13 protein-coding genes are annotated in these 15,950 nt (G+C 64.8%); 7 read left to right on the forward strand and 6 right to left on the reverse strand.

Going from position 1 to position 15,950, the window contains the following annotated elements; genetic code table 11:
* The first annotated feature begins 32 nt into the window (after nucleotides 1-32).
* A complete protein-coding gene (gene ppgK / locus LJ754_RS10925) occupies nucleotides 33-836 on the forward strand; it encodes a polyphosphate--glucose phosphotransferase (protein WP_227910872.1) in 804 nt (267 codons plus the stop codon).
* Nucleotides 837-951: 115 nt separating this feature from the next.
* Here the strand turns inward: ppgK and nrdR are convergent, their stop codons facing one another.
* From nrdR to LJ754_RS10940, 3 genes are all read right to left on the reverse strand, one after another.
* Nucleotides 952-1,452: a transcriptional regulator NrdR gene (nrdR, locus tag LJ754_RS10930; RefSeq protein ID WP_227910871.1), complete on the reverse strand. Its 501-nt coding sequence runs from the start codon at nucleotides 1,450-1,452 to the stop codon at nucleotides 952-954.
* Between the two features lie 133 nt (nucleotides 1,453-1,585).
* Nucleotides 1,586-2,944: a histidinol dehydrogenase gene (gene hisD, locus LJ754_RS10935; protein WP_227926575.1), complete on the reverse strand. Its 1,359-nt coding sequence runs from the start codon at nucleotides 2,942-2,944 to the stop codon at nucleotides 1,586-1,588.
* A 55-nt stretch (nucleotides 2,945-2,999) separates the two neighbouring features.
* On the reverse strand, nucleotides 3,000-4,181 hold the full coding sequence (locus LJ754_RS10940) for an ROK family transcriptional regulator (RefSeq protein WP_227926576.1): 1,182 nt from the start codon (nucleotides 4,179-4,181) through the stop codon (nucleotides 3,000-3,002).
* Nucleotides 4,182-4,443: 262 nt separating this feature from the next.
* On the opposite strand from LJ754_RS10940, the gene LJ754_RS10945 reads away from it, so the two are divergent.
* From LJ754_RS10945 to LJ754_RS10970, 6 genes are all read left to right on the forward strand, one after another.
* Complete coding sequence (locus tag LJ754_RS10945) at nucleotides 4,444-5,172, forward strand: amino acid ABC transporter ATP-binding protein (RefSeq protein WP_227926603.1); 729 nt, start codon at nucleotides 4,444-4,446, stop codon at nucleotides 5,170-5,172.
* A gap of 48 nt (nucleotides 5,173-5,220) precedes the next feature.
* A complete protein-coding gene (locus LJ754_RS10950; RefSeq protein ID WP_227910868.1) occupies nucleotides 5,221-6,171 on the forward strand; it encodes a glutamate ABC transporter substrate-binding protein in 951 nt (316 codons plus the stop codon).
* Nucleotides 6,172-6,272: 101 nt separating this feature from the next.
* A complete protein-coding gene (locus LJ754_RS10955) occupies nucleotides 6,273-6,917 on the forward strand; it encodes an amino acid ABC transporter permease (protein WP_227910867.1) in 645 nt (214 codons plus the stop codon).
* Nucleotides 6,914-7,834, forward strand: coding sequence for an amino acid ABC transporter permease (locus LJ754_RS10960; RefSeq protein WP_227926577.1), 921 nt, complete (start codon nucleotides 6,914-6,916; stop codon nucleotides 7,832-7,834). The genes LJ754_RS10955 and LJ754_RS10960 overlap by 4 nt, the downstream gene beginning before the upstream one ends.
* A gap of 12 nt (nucleotides 7,835-7,846) precedes the next feature.
* On the forward strand, nucleotides 7,847-8,881 hold the full coding sequence (locus LJ754_RS10965) for an asparaginase (protein WP_227910865.1): 1,035 nt from the start codon (nucleotides 7,847-7,849) through the stop codon (nucleotides 8,879-8,881).
* Nucleotides 8,882-8,922: 41 nt separating this feature from the next.
* A complete protein-coding gene (locus tag LJ754_RS10970) occupies nucleotides 8,923-10,626 on the forward strand; it encodes a copper homeostasis protein CutC (protein ID WP_227926578.1) in 1,704 nt (567 codons plus the stop codon).
* Between the two features lie 30 nt (nucleotides 10,627-10,656).
* On the opposite strand, the gene dnaE is transcribed toward LJ754_RS10970, so the two are convergent.
* The 3 genes from dnaE to lspA form a co-directional block, all read right to left on the reverse strand.
* Entirely contained in the window at nucleotides 10,657-14,196 is a 3,540-nt protein-coding gene (gene dnaE, locus LJ754_RS10975) for a DNA polymerase III subunit alpha (protein ID WP_227910863.1), read from the reverse strand.
* 87 nt (nucleotides 14,197-14,283) lie between these two features.
* Nucleotides 14,284-15,219, reverse strand: coding sequence for an RluA family pseudouridine synthase (locus LJ754_RS10980; RefSeq protein ID WP_227910862.1), 936 nt, complete (start codon nucleotides 15,217-15,219; stop codon nucleotides 14,284-14,286).
* The gene (gene lspA, locus LJ754_RS10985) at nucleotides 15,216-15,800 is read right to left on the reverse strand and encodes a signal peptidase II (RefSeq protein ID WP_227926579.1); all 585 of its coding nucleotides are present in this window, start codon (nucleotides 15,798-15,800) and stop codon (nucleotides 15,216-15,218) included. The genes LJ754_RS10980 and lspA overlap by 4 nt, the downstream gene beginning before the upstream one ends.
* Between the last annotated feature and the right edge of the window lie 150 nt (nucleotides 15,801-15,950).

The raw sequence follows: 15,950 nt of genomic DNA on the forward strand, positions 1-15,950 counted from the left end.
CAGACCGAGCTCAGAACTACTACTGGAGAACCATGGCCAAGAAGCATAAGTCCGACAAGCACGTCGACGCCGTCATCGGAATTGATATCGGCGGTACCGGCATCAAGGGCGGCATTGTCGACCTGTCCAAGGGCAAGCTGATTGGCGAACGCTACCGCATTCCCACCCCGCAGCCGGCCACCCCCGAAGCCGTAGCCGGGGTTGTGGGGCAGATCGTCGCCGAGCTCTCCTCCCGCCCGGAGGGACCCGGCCCCGATGTTCCGGTGGGCGTTACGTTCCCGGCCATCATCTCCCACGGCATCGCCCGCTCCGCGGCCAACGTCGACAAGAGCTGGGTGGACACCGACGTCGACGCGCTGCTGACCAAGGCGCTCGGGCGCGATGTCCAGGTCATGAACGACGCCGACGCCGCCGGCCTCGCCGAGGCACGTTACGGTGCCGGCCGCGAAGTGGACGGCACCGTACTGGTGATCACCCTGGGCACCGGTATCGGCTCGGCGCTGATCTACAAGGGCGTGCTGGTCCCCAATGCGGAACTGGGCCACCTGGAGATTGACGGCCACGACGCCGAGACGAAGGCTTCCGCGTCCGCCCGCGAACGGGACGGCATCAGCTGGGAAGAATACTCCAAGCGGCTGCAGCGCTACTTCTCCCACGTGGAGTTCCTCTTCTCCCCCGACCTGTTCGTGATCGGCGGCGGCATCTCCAAGCGCAGCGAGGACTTCCTGCCGATGCTGGACCTGCGCACCCCGCTGGTCACCGCCAACCTGAAGAACAACGCCGGCATTGTGGGCGGCGCCCTGCAGGCGGCCCTGCACTTCAAGTACATCAAGTAGCCGGACGGCAGCACCGCACAAAAACGGCGCGCAAAAGCGGCGGAAGGGATTCTCCCTTCCGCCGCTTTATCGCATCTAAAGCTATTGGGTCCCCTGGCCGGATCCGGCCCGGGACCTACTGGGCGCCCAGCGGGCGCTGCGCGCCGGACGGGACCCGCCCGCGGTTTTGCTGCGCTTCGGCCCGTAGTTTTTCAATGGCCGTCTCGAAGTCTTCCAGCGAGTCGAAGGACTGGTAGACGCTGGCAAAGCGCAGGTACGCCACCTGGTCCAGTTTCTGCAGCGGGGTGAGGATGGCCAGCCCCACGCCGTTCGCGTCGATTTCAGCCACACCGCTGGCCCGGATGGATTCCTCCACTTCCTGGGCCAGCATGGCCAGGTCATCCTCGCTGACCGGACGGCCCTGGCAGGCTTTGCGCACGCCGTTGATGACCTTGCTGCGGCTGAAGGGTTCGGCTACGCCGGAACGCTTGATCACGCTGAGGCTGGTGGTTTCCACCGTGGAGAAACGGCGGCCGCACTGCGGGCACTGCCGCCGGCGGCGGATGGCCGACCCGTCGTCGGCCAGGCGGCTGTCCACGACGCGGGAGTCGGCGTTGCGGCAAAACGGACAGTACATGTCCCGTCCTTTCGGGAAGGCGCCTTATGGTGCTCCCACTATAGGGCGCACTTTGCCTGAGCACCAAGTGGAGGACCACAACATGTAGTAGGTGCTCCTACTACATGTTGCGGGTATCCCGAAGGGTTAGCGGTTATTCGAAACGGACCGTGACCGCGTCCCCGTGCGCCGGCAGATCCTCGGCGAGGGAAAGGGCAACAATGTCGCCGCTGACTTCCTGCAGCGCCTCACGGTTGTAGTTGATCATCTGGATGGCGCGCATAAAGGTGGTGACGTTCAGCCCCGAGGAAAAGGCTGCGGTGCCGCCGGTGGGCAGCACGTGATTGGACCCGGCGCAGTAGTCACCCAGGCTCACGGGACTGTAGTTGCCCACGAAGATGGCACCGGCACTGCGGATTCGGCCGGCCACGGCTTCGGCATCGGCCGTCTGGATTTCCAGGTGTTCGGCAGCGTAGGCGTCACATACCGCAATGCCCTGCTCCAGCCCGTCCACGAGGATAACGCCGGACTGGGGGCCGGACAGGGCCGTGCGCACACGGTCGCTGTGCTTGGTGGCCCGGACCTGGACGTCCAGTTCAGCCCGGACCTTTTCAGCGAGGGATTCGGACGCCGTGACGAGGACCGACCCGGCATTGGGATCGTGTTCGGCCTGGCTGATCAGGTCGGCGGCCACGAGCCGCGGGTCAGCGGTTTCGTCGGCGAGAACCATGATTTCCGTGGGTCCCGCTTCGGAATCGATTCCCACTACGCCCTTGACCAGCCGCTTGGCGGTGGCCACAAAGACGTTGCCCGGGCCGGTGACAACATCCACCGGCAGGATGGCGGCATTATTTTCATCCTCCCGCACCCCGTAGGCGAAGGCGGCAATGGCCTGGGCGCCGCCCACGGCATAGACCTCGGTGATGCCCAGCAGCTTGGCCGCAGCGAGGATGGTGGGGTGCGGCAGCCCGCCGAATTCCTTCTGCGGCGGCGAGGCCAGTGCCAGGGAGGAAACTCCTGCGGCCTGCGCCGGCACAACGTTCATGATTACCGAGGAGGGATACACCGCAAGCCCGCCCGGAACATACAGTCCCACCCGGGAGACCGGCACCCATTTATGGGCCAGGAGGGCACCGGGGCGGATTTCCACTTCGGCGTCGGCGGGACGCTGGGCGGCAGCGAAAATCCGGGTCCGCTCAATGGCCGTTTCCAGTGCCGTACGGACCGCCGGGTCCAGCTGCTCCAGCGCTGAGTCCAGCGCGGTTTCGGGCACCCGCACCGTGTGCTGCTGAACGCCGTCGAAACGCTCTGCCAGTTCCGTCAGCGCGGCGAATCCGCGGGTACGGACGTCGGTGATGATGGCTGAGACGGCGTCGGACGCGGCGTCGAACGTCGTTTCGGCACGCGGCATGGCACCCTTGAGCTCCGCGGGGCGCAGGTGCCGTCCGCGCAGGTCGATGGTGCGGAAGGAGTCAAAGGCTGCTTCGGGACTGGTTGGATTCACGCATATCATTCTACCCAGCCAAGCCTCCGGGGCTCCTACCAGTTCCGCTGTGCGTCGCCGGGCGTCAGGCCCGGAACTCCTCCCCGGAGAAGATGTCATCAAGCATCAAGCGGGCGGCGCCGCGCAGGCCACCGGTTTGGGGATGCCGGGCGACCTCCACAACAAGTTCCGCAGTGGCCATGGGCGGACAATCCGAGTAGAGGGTCGAGCGCACCGCGGCAACGAAAACCGCTGAACCCGCCAAGACGCCGCCAAGGACCAGCCGGTTCGGATTAAAGAAATTAATGCTGGTTGCGAGGACACCGCCGGTCATCACTCCGGCGCCGCGCAGCAGTCCGGTTGCAGCGGGATGGGCGTCGCGGGCGAGGTCGATCATCGCCTCCACCGTCTGTACATCATGGCCCTGCAGCTGCATCTCGCGGACAAGCGCGGCGCCGGAAGCGAGCACGTCCAGGCATCCCGTCCGGCCGCAGGAGCAAGGCACCGCAGGAGCACCCTGCACCGCCGCATGGCTGATGTCCCCTGCCCACCCGTTACTGCCCTTGTACAGTTCACCGCCGGCAATGATCCCGCAGCCGATACCGGTGCCGGCTTTGACGAAAATCTGGTGCGGATAGGTGACCGGGTCGGTGCCGTTGAGCAGTTCCCCGGCAGCCATGAGATTGGCGTCGTTATTAACTATGACGGGCACCCCCAGCTCCCGCTGAATAATCTCCGCTGCGTTCGTCCCGTTCCAGCCGGGCATGCGGGACGGGGCAACAATGCGGGAATCAGCGCTCGACACCGGTCCGGGCACTCCCACCGAAACACCCCTTAGCCGGCCGGATCCCGTTGCCTCGGCCTGCTCGACCATGTCTTTGAGCCGGGCCGTTGCGGAAGTCAGGATAATCTCCGGACCAGCTGCAAGATCGAGGGCCGCATGGTGTTCAGCGAGGAGGTTACCAGCGAAATCGGCCACCCCGAACGAGGTGCGGTCAACGCCAAGGTCAATACAACCCACCAGCCCGGCATCCGCCCTGATTTCCAGGCGCCGCGGGCGGCGTCCGCCGCGTGATTCCCCCTCGCCAACCTCTGCAACGTGCCCCCGCGCGATCAAAGCGTCGATCCGCGTTGCCACCGTGGAGGGAGAGAGTCCCGTGGCTTTTGCCAGTTCCGCGCGGGATCCCGCGCGGCCCGTTCGGATAAGTCCGATCAGGTCCACAGTGCGGGAGGGGCCAGCAGCATTTCCGCTCAATCGTTCAGCCATGTTTTCCCAATCTGTTCGATAGCTCCCTCTTAACTTAGTCCAAGTTTATAGAAAGTTAATCGAAATATCTGTGAAACTTTTACCGCTTAGGTTTATTTTTGGAAAACCTCGGATAGTGTGTGGTGAGTCACACCAACGACAGAACACGGCGCCGCGGCCGGCTAAAGCTGCAGGTCAGGGTTCAGGAAAAGGCAGCTCGATGGCACTGGTTAATGATTCCTCCGGCCTCCCCGGACCCGTTGCTCCGGATAAGCCGGGTGCCATGGTGGTACTGAGGGATGTGCAGAAACACTTCGGTGAGCACCACGTCTTGAAGGACATAAACCTGAGCGTGGCCACCGGTGAGGTGGTAGTGGTGGTTGGCCCGTCAGGATCCGGCAAGTCCACCCTCTGCCGGTGCATCAACCGGCTGGAGACGGTAACCAGCGGGCAGATCCTCGTGGACGGCAGGGACCTGCCGGCAGAGGGCAGGGCGCTTGCGACGCTTCGCTGTGACGTTGGCATGGTTTTCCAGTCCTTCAATCTCTTCGCGCACCGCACCATCCTCGAGAACGTCACGCTCGCACCTGTCAAAGTGCGGCGCGTTGCCCAGAAGACGGCCCGGGCAGATGGAATGGCACTGCTTGAACGTGTTGGCATCGCCGACAAGGCCGACAGTTATCCGGCCCAGCTTTCGGGCGGACAGCAACAGCGCGCAGCTATTGCCCGCGCGCTGGCAATGCGCCCCAAGGTTTTGCTTTTCGACGAACCAACCTCGGCCCTGGACCCCGAAATGGTGACTGAGGTGCTGGACGTTATGGTCTCCCTCGCCCAAGAAGGAATGACCATGGTGGTAGTCACCCACGAAATGGGTTTCGCCAGGCGGGCCGCCGACCGTGTTGTTTTTATGGACGAGGGCCGCATCATCGAGCACGGCTCACCGGAACGGTTTTTCGCCCGTCCGGATTCTGAACGGGCGCGGGCATTCCTCTCCAGAATCCTTACTCACTGACCAACTATCAGCGGCGCCTGCCGTCCACATCAGAAGAAAGGCCACACCTTGCGCAGCACATCCCCCTTCCGGCGGCTCCTACCTGCCGTACTTGCACTGACTGCACTGCTGAGCGTTTCGGCTTGCGGCGGCGGCGATACCGCCGTCCCCGGAGCCGAAGCCGGCAGTTCGACCCAGCCCTCCAACCTTGAGGAGGTTTACGCAAACGCGGTCGTGGCCGACGCCGCAGCCATACTGCCCGAGTCCACCATGGCCCGGATCAAGGAACGGGGAACGCTGATCGTCGGGGCCGCGCTCGACGCACCGCTGCTGTCTCAGCAGGACCCCGCAAACCCCGAAAGCATCGAAGGATTTGATGCCGATCTCGCGAAACTGCTGGCTATCTACATCCTGGGCGAACCGAATATCAAGATCGTCCCGCCGGCGTCCGAGACGCGTGAAGCCCTGCTCCAAAACGGAACGGTCGACGTAGTGTTCAATACCTACACGATCACCGAGGAGCGTGCCGAGCAGATCTCCTTCGCAGGACCGTATCTGGAATCAGGGTTGGCCGTTGCCGTGAAAGGCGACAACAAGGACATCAACGGCATCGATGACCTCGGCGGAAAAACCGTTATTGTCGGCGCAAACACACCTGCAGTGACTGCCGTACCCGAAAAGCAGCCGACGGCCACCCTGGTGTCCTTCGGCACGGATCCGCAGGCACTGCAGGCACTCAAGCAGGGCCGCGGGGATGCCTATGTGCAGGACTTCACGCTCCTGGCCTCACACAGTGCAGATGACACCTCCATTAAGGTGGTGGGCCAGCCCTTCACTACGGAGTCCTACGGCATCGGCCTGAAGCACGACGATGAGGAATTCAAGGCCTTCATCAACGAATGGCTCCAGAAGATCCAGGCCGACGGCACCTGGGGCAAGGTGTGGGATGCCACGCTCGGCGAAGCCGTGGAGGCAGAGGCACCCAGCGCCCCCGAAATCGGTTCCGTTCCCGGCAGTTAGTCCGCCTGCCCGGCGCCCGGTGTCACTGCACACCGGGCGCCGCGGCAGCGCCGCCGGGCGCCGTACCGGGCATTCGCCCGCCGCATACTCAAAGGAAATAGATGGACATCTTTGCCGACAGTGCCGACGCCTTCCTCCATGCCCTTGGAACAACGGTTGTTATGGCAATCATCGCCGGGGCGGGAGCACTGATCCTCGGCACACTCGTGGCCGCCGCCCGGATCAGCCCCATTCCGCCCCTGCGGGCTGCTGCCTTTGCCTACGTGCAGTTCTTCGTCAATGTTCCCCTGCTTGCCCTCCTGATCCTTGCCGTCTTCGCGCTGCCGGATGCCGGTTTCATCCTGCCGCTCACCCCAACGGCCGTCCTTGTCCTCACGGCCTATGAAGCTGCATACGTTTCCGAAGCCATCAGAAGCGGAGTCAACACCGTGGGCCACGGACAGATAGAGGCCAGCCGCGCCCTGGGTTTCACCCTCCGGCAAACACTTGGCCTCGTCGTCCTGCCGCAGGCACTGCGGGCGGCCGTGCAACCCATCGGCAACGTGATGATCGCTTTGACCATGAACACAGCGCTGGCCGCTGCCGTAGGTGTGGTGGAACTGACGTCCGCAGCCAACAAACTGAACCTAGTTGAGGCACAGCCCATCCTGATCTTTTCCGCCGCGGGGTTGACCTACATGCTTCTTGCCCTCTGCATCGGACTCAGCGCCGGCCGTATCGAGCGAAAGGTGGCTGTTCTCCGATGACTACCGCCGTACCTGCCAAGTCCGCTGCCCGTACCCGCGTGCAGGCGCAGGCGACCCTGTCCCTCTATGACGAGCCGGGCCCGAAGGCCAGGCGGAACATACGTATATGGTCCGTGATCACAATCTTCGCGCTTCTGGGCGTGATTATCAGCGGGCTGATCCAGTTCGGTTCCAAAGGCCAGCTCCACCCGGACAAGTGGACGCCGTTCCTCTCCTGGCCCATCTGGCAGTACCTGTTCGTTGGACTGTGGGGAACTCTGCAGGCCGGAGCCCTCGTTGCCGTCCTGGGCGGGACGCTGGGACTCCTCCTTGCCCTCGGCCGCCTGAGCCGCTTCGCACCCGTGCGATGGATCTGCGCAGGCTACATCGAAACTGCCCGGACAATACCCGTGCTGTTGCTCATCTACCTGATGCTGTTCGGCCTTCCGCAGCTGGGCCTCAACTTCCCCCTGATCTGGAAGCTGGTCATCCCGCTCACCGTCGCCAACTCGGCTGCCTTTGCGGAGATTATCCGTGCCGGGATCCTCGGCCTCCCCCGCGGCCAGCGGGAGGCTGCACTCAGCCTCGGCATGTCGGAGGGGCAGGCAAGCCGTCTTGTTGTCCTGCCGCAGGCACTGCGTTTTGCCACGCCGTCCCTCGTGACGCAGTTGGTAAGCCTCATCAAGGACACCTCGCTCGGATACATAGTCGCCTTCACGGAGCTGTTGTACCGCGGTCAGGTGCTCTCCGCCTTCAACGGGCTGCTCATCCAGACATTCCTCGTGGTGACCCTGGTTTATCTCGTCTTCAACGGCATCCTTTCCGCCCTCGCCGCCCGCCTGCGGACACGCCCTCCCAAACGAAGCCCGCGCCGGGCCGCTGCAGGACCGGTACCTGTGGCCGGCGCACCCTTTTCCGACTTCCCCCGCCCCCAGTAAAGGAGCACCCCCGTGGTATCCCCCGCCGCGCCTGGCACGGCCAGCGCCCGCATATCCAACGCAGCCGAACAGCTCGCGGAACTCGCCGTCGTCATAAGGTCCGGTGTCACTGAAAGCCGCCATTTCGGCTGGTTGGCGGCACTTGACGCAGATGGAAACGTCGCCGCCAGCCTCGGTGCCGGCTCAGGGCAGGTGCTGCCGCGTTCGACCACCAAGCCGCTGCAGGCTCTTGCCTGCCTGCGCGCCGGCGCCGACCTGTCCGGCCCGGAACTGGCGATCGCCGCCGGAAGCCATACCGGGGAGGACGCCCACGTAGAGGCGGTGCGCAGCATCCTGGAGCGGGCGGGATTGGATGATTCCGCCCTTGCCTGTCCGGCCGATTGGCCCGAGGACGAAGCAAGCCGTGAGCGCCTGATAAGAGCCGGCAAGTCGCGCTCCCGGGTCCACATGAACTGCTCGGGTAAGCACGCCGCCATGCTGCTGGCCTGCACCGCCAACGGCTGGGACACCGCAGGCTACCTGGACCCGGCCCATCCTTTGCAGCTCATGGTCCGGGACACCGTGGAACGCGCTACCGGCGTTCCGGTTGAGCACGCGGCCGTCGACGGATGCGGAGCGCCGCTGTTTAGCACCACGGTCCTTGGGCTTGCGCAGGCGTTCCGCACCCTCGTCACCGCGTCCCCCGGGACTCCGGAGCGCCTGGTAGCCGATGCCATGCGTGCCAACCCTTTCCACGTCGGCGGAACAGGGCATGCAAACAGCAGCGCCATGACCCTTGTACCCGGCGTCCTTGCCAAGGGCGGGGCGGAAGGGGTTATCGGCATGTCCGCGTCGACCGGCCAGGCAGTAGCCATGAAGATTGTCGACGGCAACCCGCGGGCAACCACGCTGATAGCCCTTAAGGTCCTGGAGGCCCTCGGAGTCGACACTTCCGGTGCCGGAGCACTGATGGACCTGCCGATCAACGGCGGCTCGGAACGGGTTGGCCGGATATCGATTGGTTCGGACGTTGCTGCCTGGGCCGAAAACCCGGTGCCCCGGTGGTGAGGTCAGCAAACGGGTGTACGCCTGCAGTGCGGCGCATAGCCGTGGAACTCTGCGTCGATGACGTCGACGGGGCCCTGGTGGCGGACCGTTCAGGTGCGGACCGGATCGAGTTGTGCGCAAACCTGGGCGAAGGCGGCACCACGCCGAGTATGGGTGCGGTTCTGGCCGTGCTGCGGGCGGTGAACCGGGTAGGCGTCCAAGTCATAGTACGGCCGCGCGGCGGCGATTTTGTCTACAGCAACGCTGAACTCGAGACGATGTGCCGGGATCTGGAAGCAATCGAAGCCGCGGCGTCCGGGGCCGGCACCCCGGTAGGAGTCGTGACGGGTGTGCTCACCAGCGACGGCGAGGTGGATGTAACCGCCATGCGCCGGCTAATGGCGGCCGCAGGCACCCTCCCCGTGACTTTCCACAAAGCCTTCGATCTGGCACGGGATCCCTTTAAGGCGTACCAGGAGCTCACGCAGCTGGGTGTGCAGCGTGTCCTCACCTCGGGCGGCCCGCACCCGGCAGCCGAGGGGATCGGAGTGCTGGCTGAGCTGGTCCGCCTCTCCAAGGCCGCTCCGTCCGCGCCGTCGGTCCTGGTGGGTGGATCGGTCCGCCCTGCCAACGTGAGGGAAATTGTCGCAGCGACCGGTGCAGGCGAAATCCACCTGCGGGCCCAGACTCCGTCGCCGCGCATGGACGGAACGCTGCAGACAGACCCGGACATGGTCCGCAGCCTCTTCGCGGCACTGGAGTCCGCAGCAGCAGACGGCTCACCCTCTGCTCCCCGTCACGACGCAGTGGTTCTCGCCGTGGATGTAGGCGGCACCAACATCAAGGGAGCGCTGGTGGCGGCATCAGGCCGGACCCTGCTCTCCCGTACCGTCCCGGCAGGTGTTACGGGCGACGAATCCATTGAGCGGATACTGGCCCTCGCGGAGGACCTCCGCGACTATGCGGAGGATGACGGGTGCGTTGTCGCAGGGGCAGGCGTCGTCACGCCGGGAATGGTGGACTCCCAAGAGGGAATCATCCGGTATGCCTCTTCCCTCGGCTGGTCCAACGTTCCGCTGAAGCGCCTCCTCACGGAGAGGCTCGGTGTCCCCGTCCACATAGACCATGACGTCCGAACCAGTGGCCTGGCCGAAGACCTTTTCGGAGCTTCACACGGTTCCGGCGACTCCGTGCTGGTTGCTGTGGGAACAGGTGTTGCCGCGTCAATCCAAAGCGGGGGCCATCGTATTTCCGGCGCGTCTGCCACAGCCGGTGAGTTGGGCCATATCCCGGTCATACCGGACGGGGAACGCTGTACCTGCGGCCAGTTCGGCTGCTTGGAGGCCTACTTCTCCGGCGCAGGGGTGGCCCGGCGTTTCGCCGCCTCCGGGGGCGAGGCAGGGTTGGACGTGCCGGGCATTGTTGCCCGGCTGGGTATCGATCCACTGGCCGACCGCGTGTGGCGCGAGGGCATCACGGCCCTTGCGCTGGGACTCAAGACGCTGACCCTGCTGACCGATCCTGCCGTCATCGTCCTGACCGGCGGCGTGTCCCGCGCCGGGTCAGCCTTACTGGACCCGCTGCTCCGGGAGTTGTCCGGCTCACTCGCATGGCGGGATGCCCCCGATCTCCGTCTCTCCATGCTCGGGACCTCCGGCAGCCGGATTGGAGCAGCAGTCCTGGCGTTCAGGGCCGCCGGAATGGATAACGTGGTGAACCGCTGGACCACGGAGGACGTCCTGATGCCCGTGTCCAGCGCCAGCTAGGGCGCCGGCCCGGCCGGCCTGCCTAAACGCCTAGGCGTCCAGGCAGGCCGGACCCAGCAGCACCTTCAGGTCGCCGAACAACGACGGCGTGGGGTTCACCCGCATGTCCACGCCAAGCTTCATGACTTCCACGGTGCGGGAGCCGTTCAGCCGGATCTGCACCTCGGACGTGCCCGGGTGGGTGCGCAGCACGTCACCCAGCTGGGAGACCACCGTTTCCGTGGCCTTGTAGGTGGCCATCGAAATGACCACCGGCCCGGAGTGGCCCTCGCTGAGGTCGGGAACGGTGAGCTCCTGCGCGTTCAGGGTCACCGCGCCGTCGTCGCGGCGCTGCAGCCGGCCCCGGACCACCACAATCAGGTCCTCGGCCAGCACGGCCGCGATGGGACCGTAGACCTGGCCGAAGAACATCACTTCCATGGACCCGGCGAGGTCCTCGATCTCACAGCGTGCATAGGCGTTGCCGCTGTTCTTGGCGATCCGTCGCTGCAGCGAGGTGATCATGCCCGCAATGGTGACAATGGCGCCGTCGGGCGGCCCCTCCTCCCCCACGATGTTCGTGATTGAGGAGTCGGCGTGCTGGCTGAGGATGCCCTCCAGGCCCTGCAGCGGATGGTCGGAGACGTAAAGCCCCAGCATGTCGCGTTCAAAGGACAGCTTGTCCTTCTTTTCCCACTCCGGCAGGTCCGGGATATCGATGCTGATCGAGTCTTCCGGTTCCTGGTCCGTAATGGCCGCGAACAGGTCGAACTGGCCCACGGCCTCGTTGCGCTTGAGCACCACCACAGAGTCAATGGCCTCTTCGTGGATCATGGCCAGCGGACGCCGGGCATGGCCCATCGAGTCGAACGCGCCGGCCTTGATCAGGGACTCGATGGTTCGCTTGTTGCACACCACCGCGGGGACCTTCATCAGGAAGTCCTTGAAGTTGGTGTACGCGCCCTTTTCCTCGCGGGCGGCCACCATGGCCTGGACAACGTTGGCGCCCACGTTGCGGATGGCGCCCATGCCGAAGCGGATGTCCGTGCCCACAGGGGTGAAGTTCACCGAGGATTCGTTCACGTCCGGCGGCAGCACCGTAATGCCCATCTTGCGGCACTCGTTCAGGTACAGGGCCAGCTTGTCCTTGTCGTCGCCCACGGAGGTGAGCAGGGCGGCCATGTATTCGGACGGGTAGTGCGCCTTGAGGTACGCGGTCCAGTAGGACACCAAGCCGTAGGCGGCCGAGTGGGCTTTGTTGAAGGCGTAGTCGGAGAACGGGAGCAGGATGTCCCATAGCGCCTTGATGGCTGCCTCCGAGTAGCCGCGGTCCACCATGCCCTGGTGGAAGCCGGCGTACTGCTTGTCCAGCTCGGATTTCTTCTTCTTACCCATGGCGCGGCGGAGAATATCTGCCTGGCCGAGCGAGAAGCCGGCCACCTTCTGGGCAATGGACATCACCTGCTCCTGATACACGATCAGGCCGTAGGTGGTGTCCAGGATTTCCCGCAGCGGCTCTTCCAGCTCCGGGTGGATGGGGGTGACTTCCTGCACGCCGGTTTTACGCAAGGCGTAGTTGGTGTGTGAGTTCGCGCCCATGGGACCGGGACGGTACAGGGCGATGACGGCGGAAATGTCTTCGAAGTTATCCGGACGCATCAGCTTGAGCAGGGACCGCATGGGCCCGCCGTCGAGCTGGAACACACCCAGGGTGTCGCCGCTGGCCAGCAGGTCGTAGGAACCCTTGTCGTCCAGCTCCAGCTTTTCCAGGTCCAGGTCCACGCCCTGGTTGTTCTTGATGTTCTCGATCGCGTCGGAAATGATCGTCAGGTTCCGCAGGCCGAGGAAGTCCATCTTGATCAGGCCCAGGCCTTCGCAGGTCGGGTAGTCGAACTGCGTGATCACCTGCCCGTCCTGCTCGCGCTTCATGATCGGGATAATGTCGATCAGCGGGTCCGAGGACATGATGACGCCGGCGGCGTGCACGCCCCACTGGCGCTTCAGCCCTTCGAGGCCCAAAGCGGTGTCGAAGACGCGCTGCGAGTCCGGATCGGACTTGAGCAGTTCACGCAGTTCGTCGGCTTCGCCGTAGCGCTTGGCGTCTTTGTTATGCACGTCCTGCAGGGACAGGCCCTTGCCCATCACGTCCGGCGGCATGGCCTTGGTGAGCCGCTCGCCCACGGAGAACGGATATCCCATCACGCGGGAGGAGTCCTTCAGTGCCTGCTTGGCCTTGATGGTTCCGTAGGTGACGATCATGGACACGCGGTCCGCGCCGTACTTCTCGGTGACATAGTGGATCACCTCGGAGCGGCGCCGATCATCGAAGTCGACGTCGAAGTCAGGCATGGAGACGCGGTCCGGGTTCAGGAAGCGCTCGAAGATCAGCCCGTGGTTCAGCGGGTTCAGGTCGGTGATGCGCATGGCGTAGGCGACCATGGATCCGGCACCGGAACCGCGGCCCGGTCCCACCCGGATGCCGTTGTTCTTGGCCCAGTTAATGAAGTCGGCCACCACCAGGAAGTAGCCCGGGAAGCCCATCTGGGTGATGATGCCGATCTCGTACTCGGCCTGCTTGCGGACGTCGTCGGGAATGCCCTTCGGGAACCGGTAGTGCAGGCCGGTCTCCACTTCCTTGATGAACCAGGATTCCTCGTTTTCCCCGGGCGGGCAGGGGAAGCGGGGCATGTAGGACGCTTTGGTGTTGAATTCGACGTCGCACCGCTCGGCAATGAGCAGGGTGTTGTCGCACGCGTCGGGGTAGTCGCGGAAAATGGCCCGCATTTCCTCCGGGGACTTCAGGTAGAACTCGTCGGCGTCGAACTTGAACCGCTTGGGGTCCGCCAGCGAGGACCCCGACTGCACGCACAGCAGGGCCGCGTGCGCGGACGCGTCTTCGGCGTGGGTGTAGTGCAAGTCATTGGTGGCTACCAGCGGCAGCTGCAGCTCGCGGGCCAGCTTGACCAGGTCCGCCTGGACGTTGCGCTCAATGTCCAGGCCGTGGTCCATCAGCTCGCAGAAGAAGTTCTCCTTGCCGAAGATGTCGCGGAAATCCGACGCCGCCTGCACGGCTTCCTTGTAGAGGCCCAGCCGCAGCTTGGTCTGTACTTCACCGGAGGGGCAGCCTGTGGTGGCAATCAGGCCCTTGCCGTAGGTCTGCAGCAGGTCCCGGTCCATGCGCGGCTTGTAGAGGTAACCCTCGAGGGAAGCCAGCGAAGACATCCGGAAGAGGTTGTGCATGCCCTCGGTGTTCTCGGCCCACATGGTCATGTGGGTGTAGGCACCGGCACCGGAGACGTCGTTGCGTCCGCCGTCGCCCCACTTCACACGGGTTTTGTCCGCACGCGCGGTGCCCGGTGTCAGGTAGGCTTCCACGCCCACGATCGGCTTGATGCCGGCACTGCGGGCCTTGTTCCAGAAGTCGAAGGCGCCGAACACAAAGCCGTGGTCGGTGGTCGCCAGGGCATTCATGCCCAGTTCCTCGGCGTGGCTGAACAGGTCGGTCAGCCGTGCTGCGCCGTCCAGCATGGAATATTCAGTGTGGTTGTGAAGATGGGCAAACGATTTGGACGTACTAGTTGCTGAAGCCACCTGTACATTCTAGGCCCCGGCGCGGGAGCGCTTTGCCGCCGCCGCGCCGGAGCCTGCGTCACTGCCGGGCCGGGCCGGGGTGCGTGCCTAGACCTCGCCGCTGCGCAGGGCGTCGACGGCGTACTGAAGGTCCTGCGGGTACTCGCTGACGAACTCCACATGCTCACCGGTGCCGGGATGGGTGAAGCCCAGCTGTCGGGCATGCAGCCACTGGCGCGTAAGCCCCAGCTCGGCGGCAAGCTTGGCGTCAGCGCCGTAGGTGAGGTCACCGGCACAGGGATGCCGCAGGGCAGAAAAATGGACGCGGATCTGGTGCGTGCGCCCGGTTTCCAGGTGCACCTCCACCAGGGAGGCCTTCCCGAAGGCCTCCAGCACCTCATAATGCGTCACCGACGGCCTGCCGCCCTCGACCACGGCGAAGCGCCAGTCATAGCCCGGGTGCCGCCCGATCGGGGCGTCAATGGTGCCCTTCAGCGGATCGGGCAGGCCCTGGACGACGGCGTGGTACATCTTGTCCACGGTCCGTTCCTTAAAAGCCTGCTTCAGCAGCGTGTAGGCGTGCTCCGTTTTAGCCACCACCATCACCCCGGAGGTGCCGACGTCGAGCCGGTGCACAATGCCCTGCCGTTCCGGAGCACCGGACGTGGAGATCCGGTAGCCGGCAGCGGCCAGGGCACCCACCACGGTGGGACCGACCCAGCCGGGAGAGGGATGCGCTGCCACACCCACGGGTTTGTCGATGACCACGAAGTGCTCGTCATCGCCCAGGATCTTGAGGTCCTCCACCGGCTCGACGACGACGGCCAGCGGGTCCCGCTGTTCGGGGACGTCGGCGGTGATTTCCTGGCCGGCGTGCAGTTTGTCTGACTTGCCCAGCACCTTGCCGGCGGAACTGAAGTACCCGTCGGTGCACCATGTTGCGGCAGTGGAGCGGGATACATCCAGCAGGCCGGCCAGGACGGCGTCCGCGCGTTTGCCGTCAGCTTCGGGCGGGACCGCGAACACGGCGTGCAACTCGTTCATCGCTGCTCCTCGCCGTCGTTGGCCGCAGCGGGTTCCTTGGCGGAAGGAAGCGTGCGTGTCCCGTCGAGGCTGATGCCGCGGAGGGTCAGCAGGCAGACCAGGATCACGCCGCACACCACGCAGGAATCGGCGATATTGAAGATGGCGAAATTGGGGAAGGCGATAAAGTCCACCACGTGGCCCTGCCCGAAGGAGGGCGCACGGAAGAGCCGGTCCGTCAGGTTGCCAAGGGCACCGCCGAGCACCAAGCCAAGGGCCGTGGCCCAAGCAAGCGAACGGACCCGGATCATCAGGTACACGAGGAAACCTGAAACCAGCACCATGATGATGGTGAACACCCAGGTGAACTCGGTCCCGATCGAAAACGCAGCTCCGGGATTGCGGATGAAATGCCACCGCAGCAGCGGCGGCAGGACATCGGTGACCTGTCCCTCGGTCATGGTACGCACTACCCACAGTTTGGTGAGCTGGTCCGCAACGAGGGCGGCGGCCGCCAGGGCGAGCATGGCGAAGGCCGCTTTGGCCTTGGCAGGACGCCTGGCTCCGGTGTCCTGCGGGGTGTCCGGTGAAGAGTTGGTCATGGTGCTTTCTGTACTGCTGGGCGGAGCTGGGGGCGGGAAACGAGCGGCGCGCTCAGGCGCCGGGAACAAATGCAGCGGGGGGGGGGGGGGGGGGGCCCCCCCCCCCCCCCCCCCCGCGTGGGTGTTTTGTAAAACCCCGCCCCCCGCGGG

This window comes from Arthrobacter sp. zg-Y40 (assembly GCF_020731535.1).
Classification (GTDB): domain Bacteria; phylum Actinomycetota; class Actinomycetes; order Actinomycetales; family Micrococcaceae; genus Arthrobacter_B.

Excerpts from the sequence above, each read along its gene's own strand:
- ppgK (WP_227910872.1), top strand. The coding sequence starts at position 33 with ATGGCCAAGAAGCATAAGTCCGACAAGCACGTCGACGCCGTCATCGGA.
- nrdR (WP_227910871.1), bottom strand. The coding sequence starts at position 1,452 with ATGTACTGTCCGTTTTGCCGCAACGCCGACTCCCGCGTCGTGGACAGC.
- hisD (WP_227926575.1), bottom strand. The coding sequence starts at position 2,944 with ATGATATGCGTGAATCCAACCAGTCCCGAAGCAGCCTTTGACTCCTTC.
- LJ754_RS10940 (WP_227926576.1), bottom strand. The coding sequence starts at position 4,181 with ATGGCTGAACGATTGAGCGGAAATGCTGCTGGCCCCTCCCGCACTGTG.
- LJ754_RS10945 (WP_227926603.1), top strand. The coding sequence starts at position 4,444 with ATGGTGGTACTGAGGGATGTGCAGAAACACTTCGGTGAGCACCACGTC.
- LJ754_RS10955 (WP_227910867.1), top strand. The coding sequence starts at position 6,273 with ATGGACATCTTTGCCGACAGTGCCGACGCCTTCCTCCATGCCCTTGGA.
- LJ754_RS10960 (WP_227926577.1), top strand. The coding sequence starts at position 6,914 with ATGACTACCGCCGTACCTGCCAAGTCCGCTGCCCGTACCCGCGTGCAG.
- LJ754_RS10980 (WP_227910862.1), bottom strand. The coding sequence starts at position 15,219 with ATGAACGAGTTGCACGCCGTGTTCGCGGTCCCGCCCGAAGCTGACGGC.
- lspA (WP_227926579.1), bottom strand. The coding sequence starts at position 15,800 with ATGACCAACTCTTCACCGGACACCCCGCAGGACACCGGAGCCAGGCGT.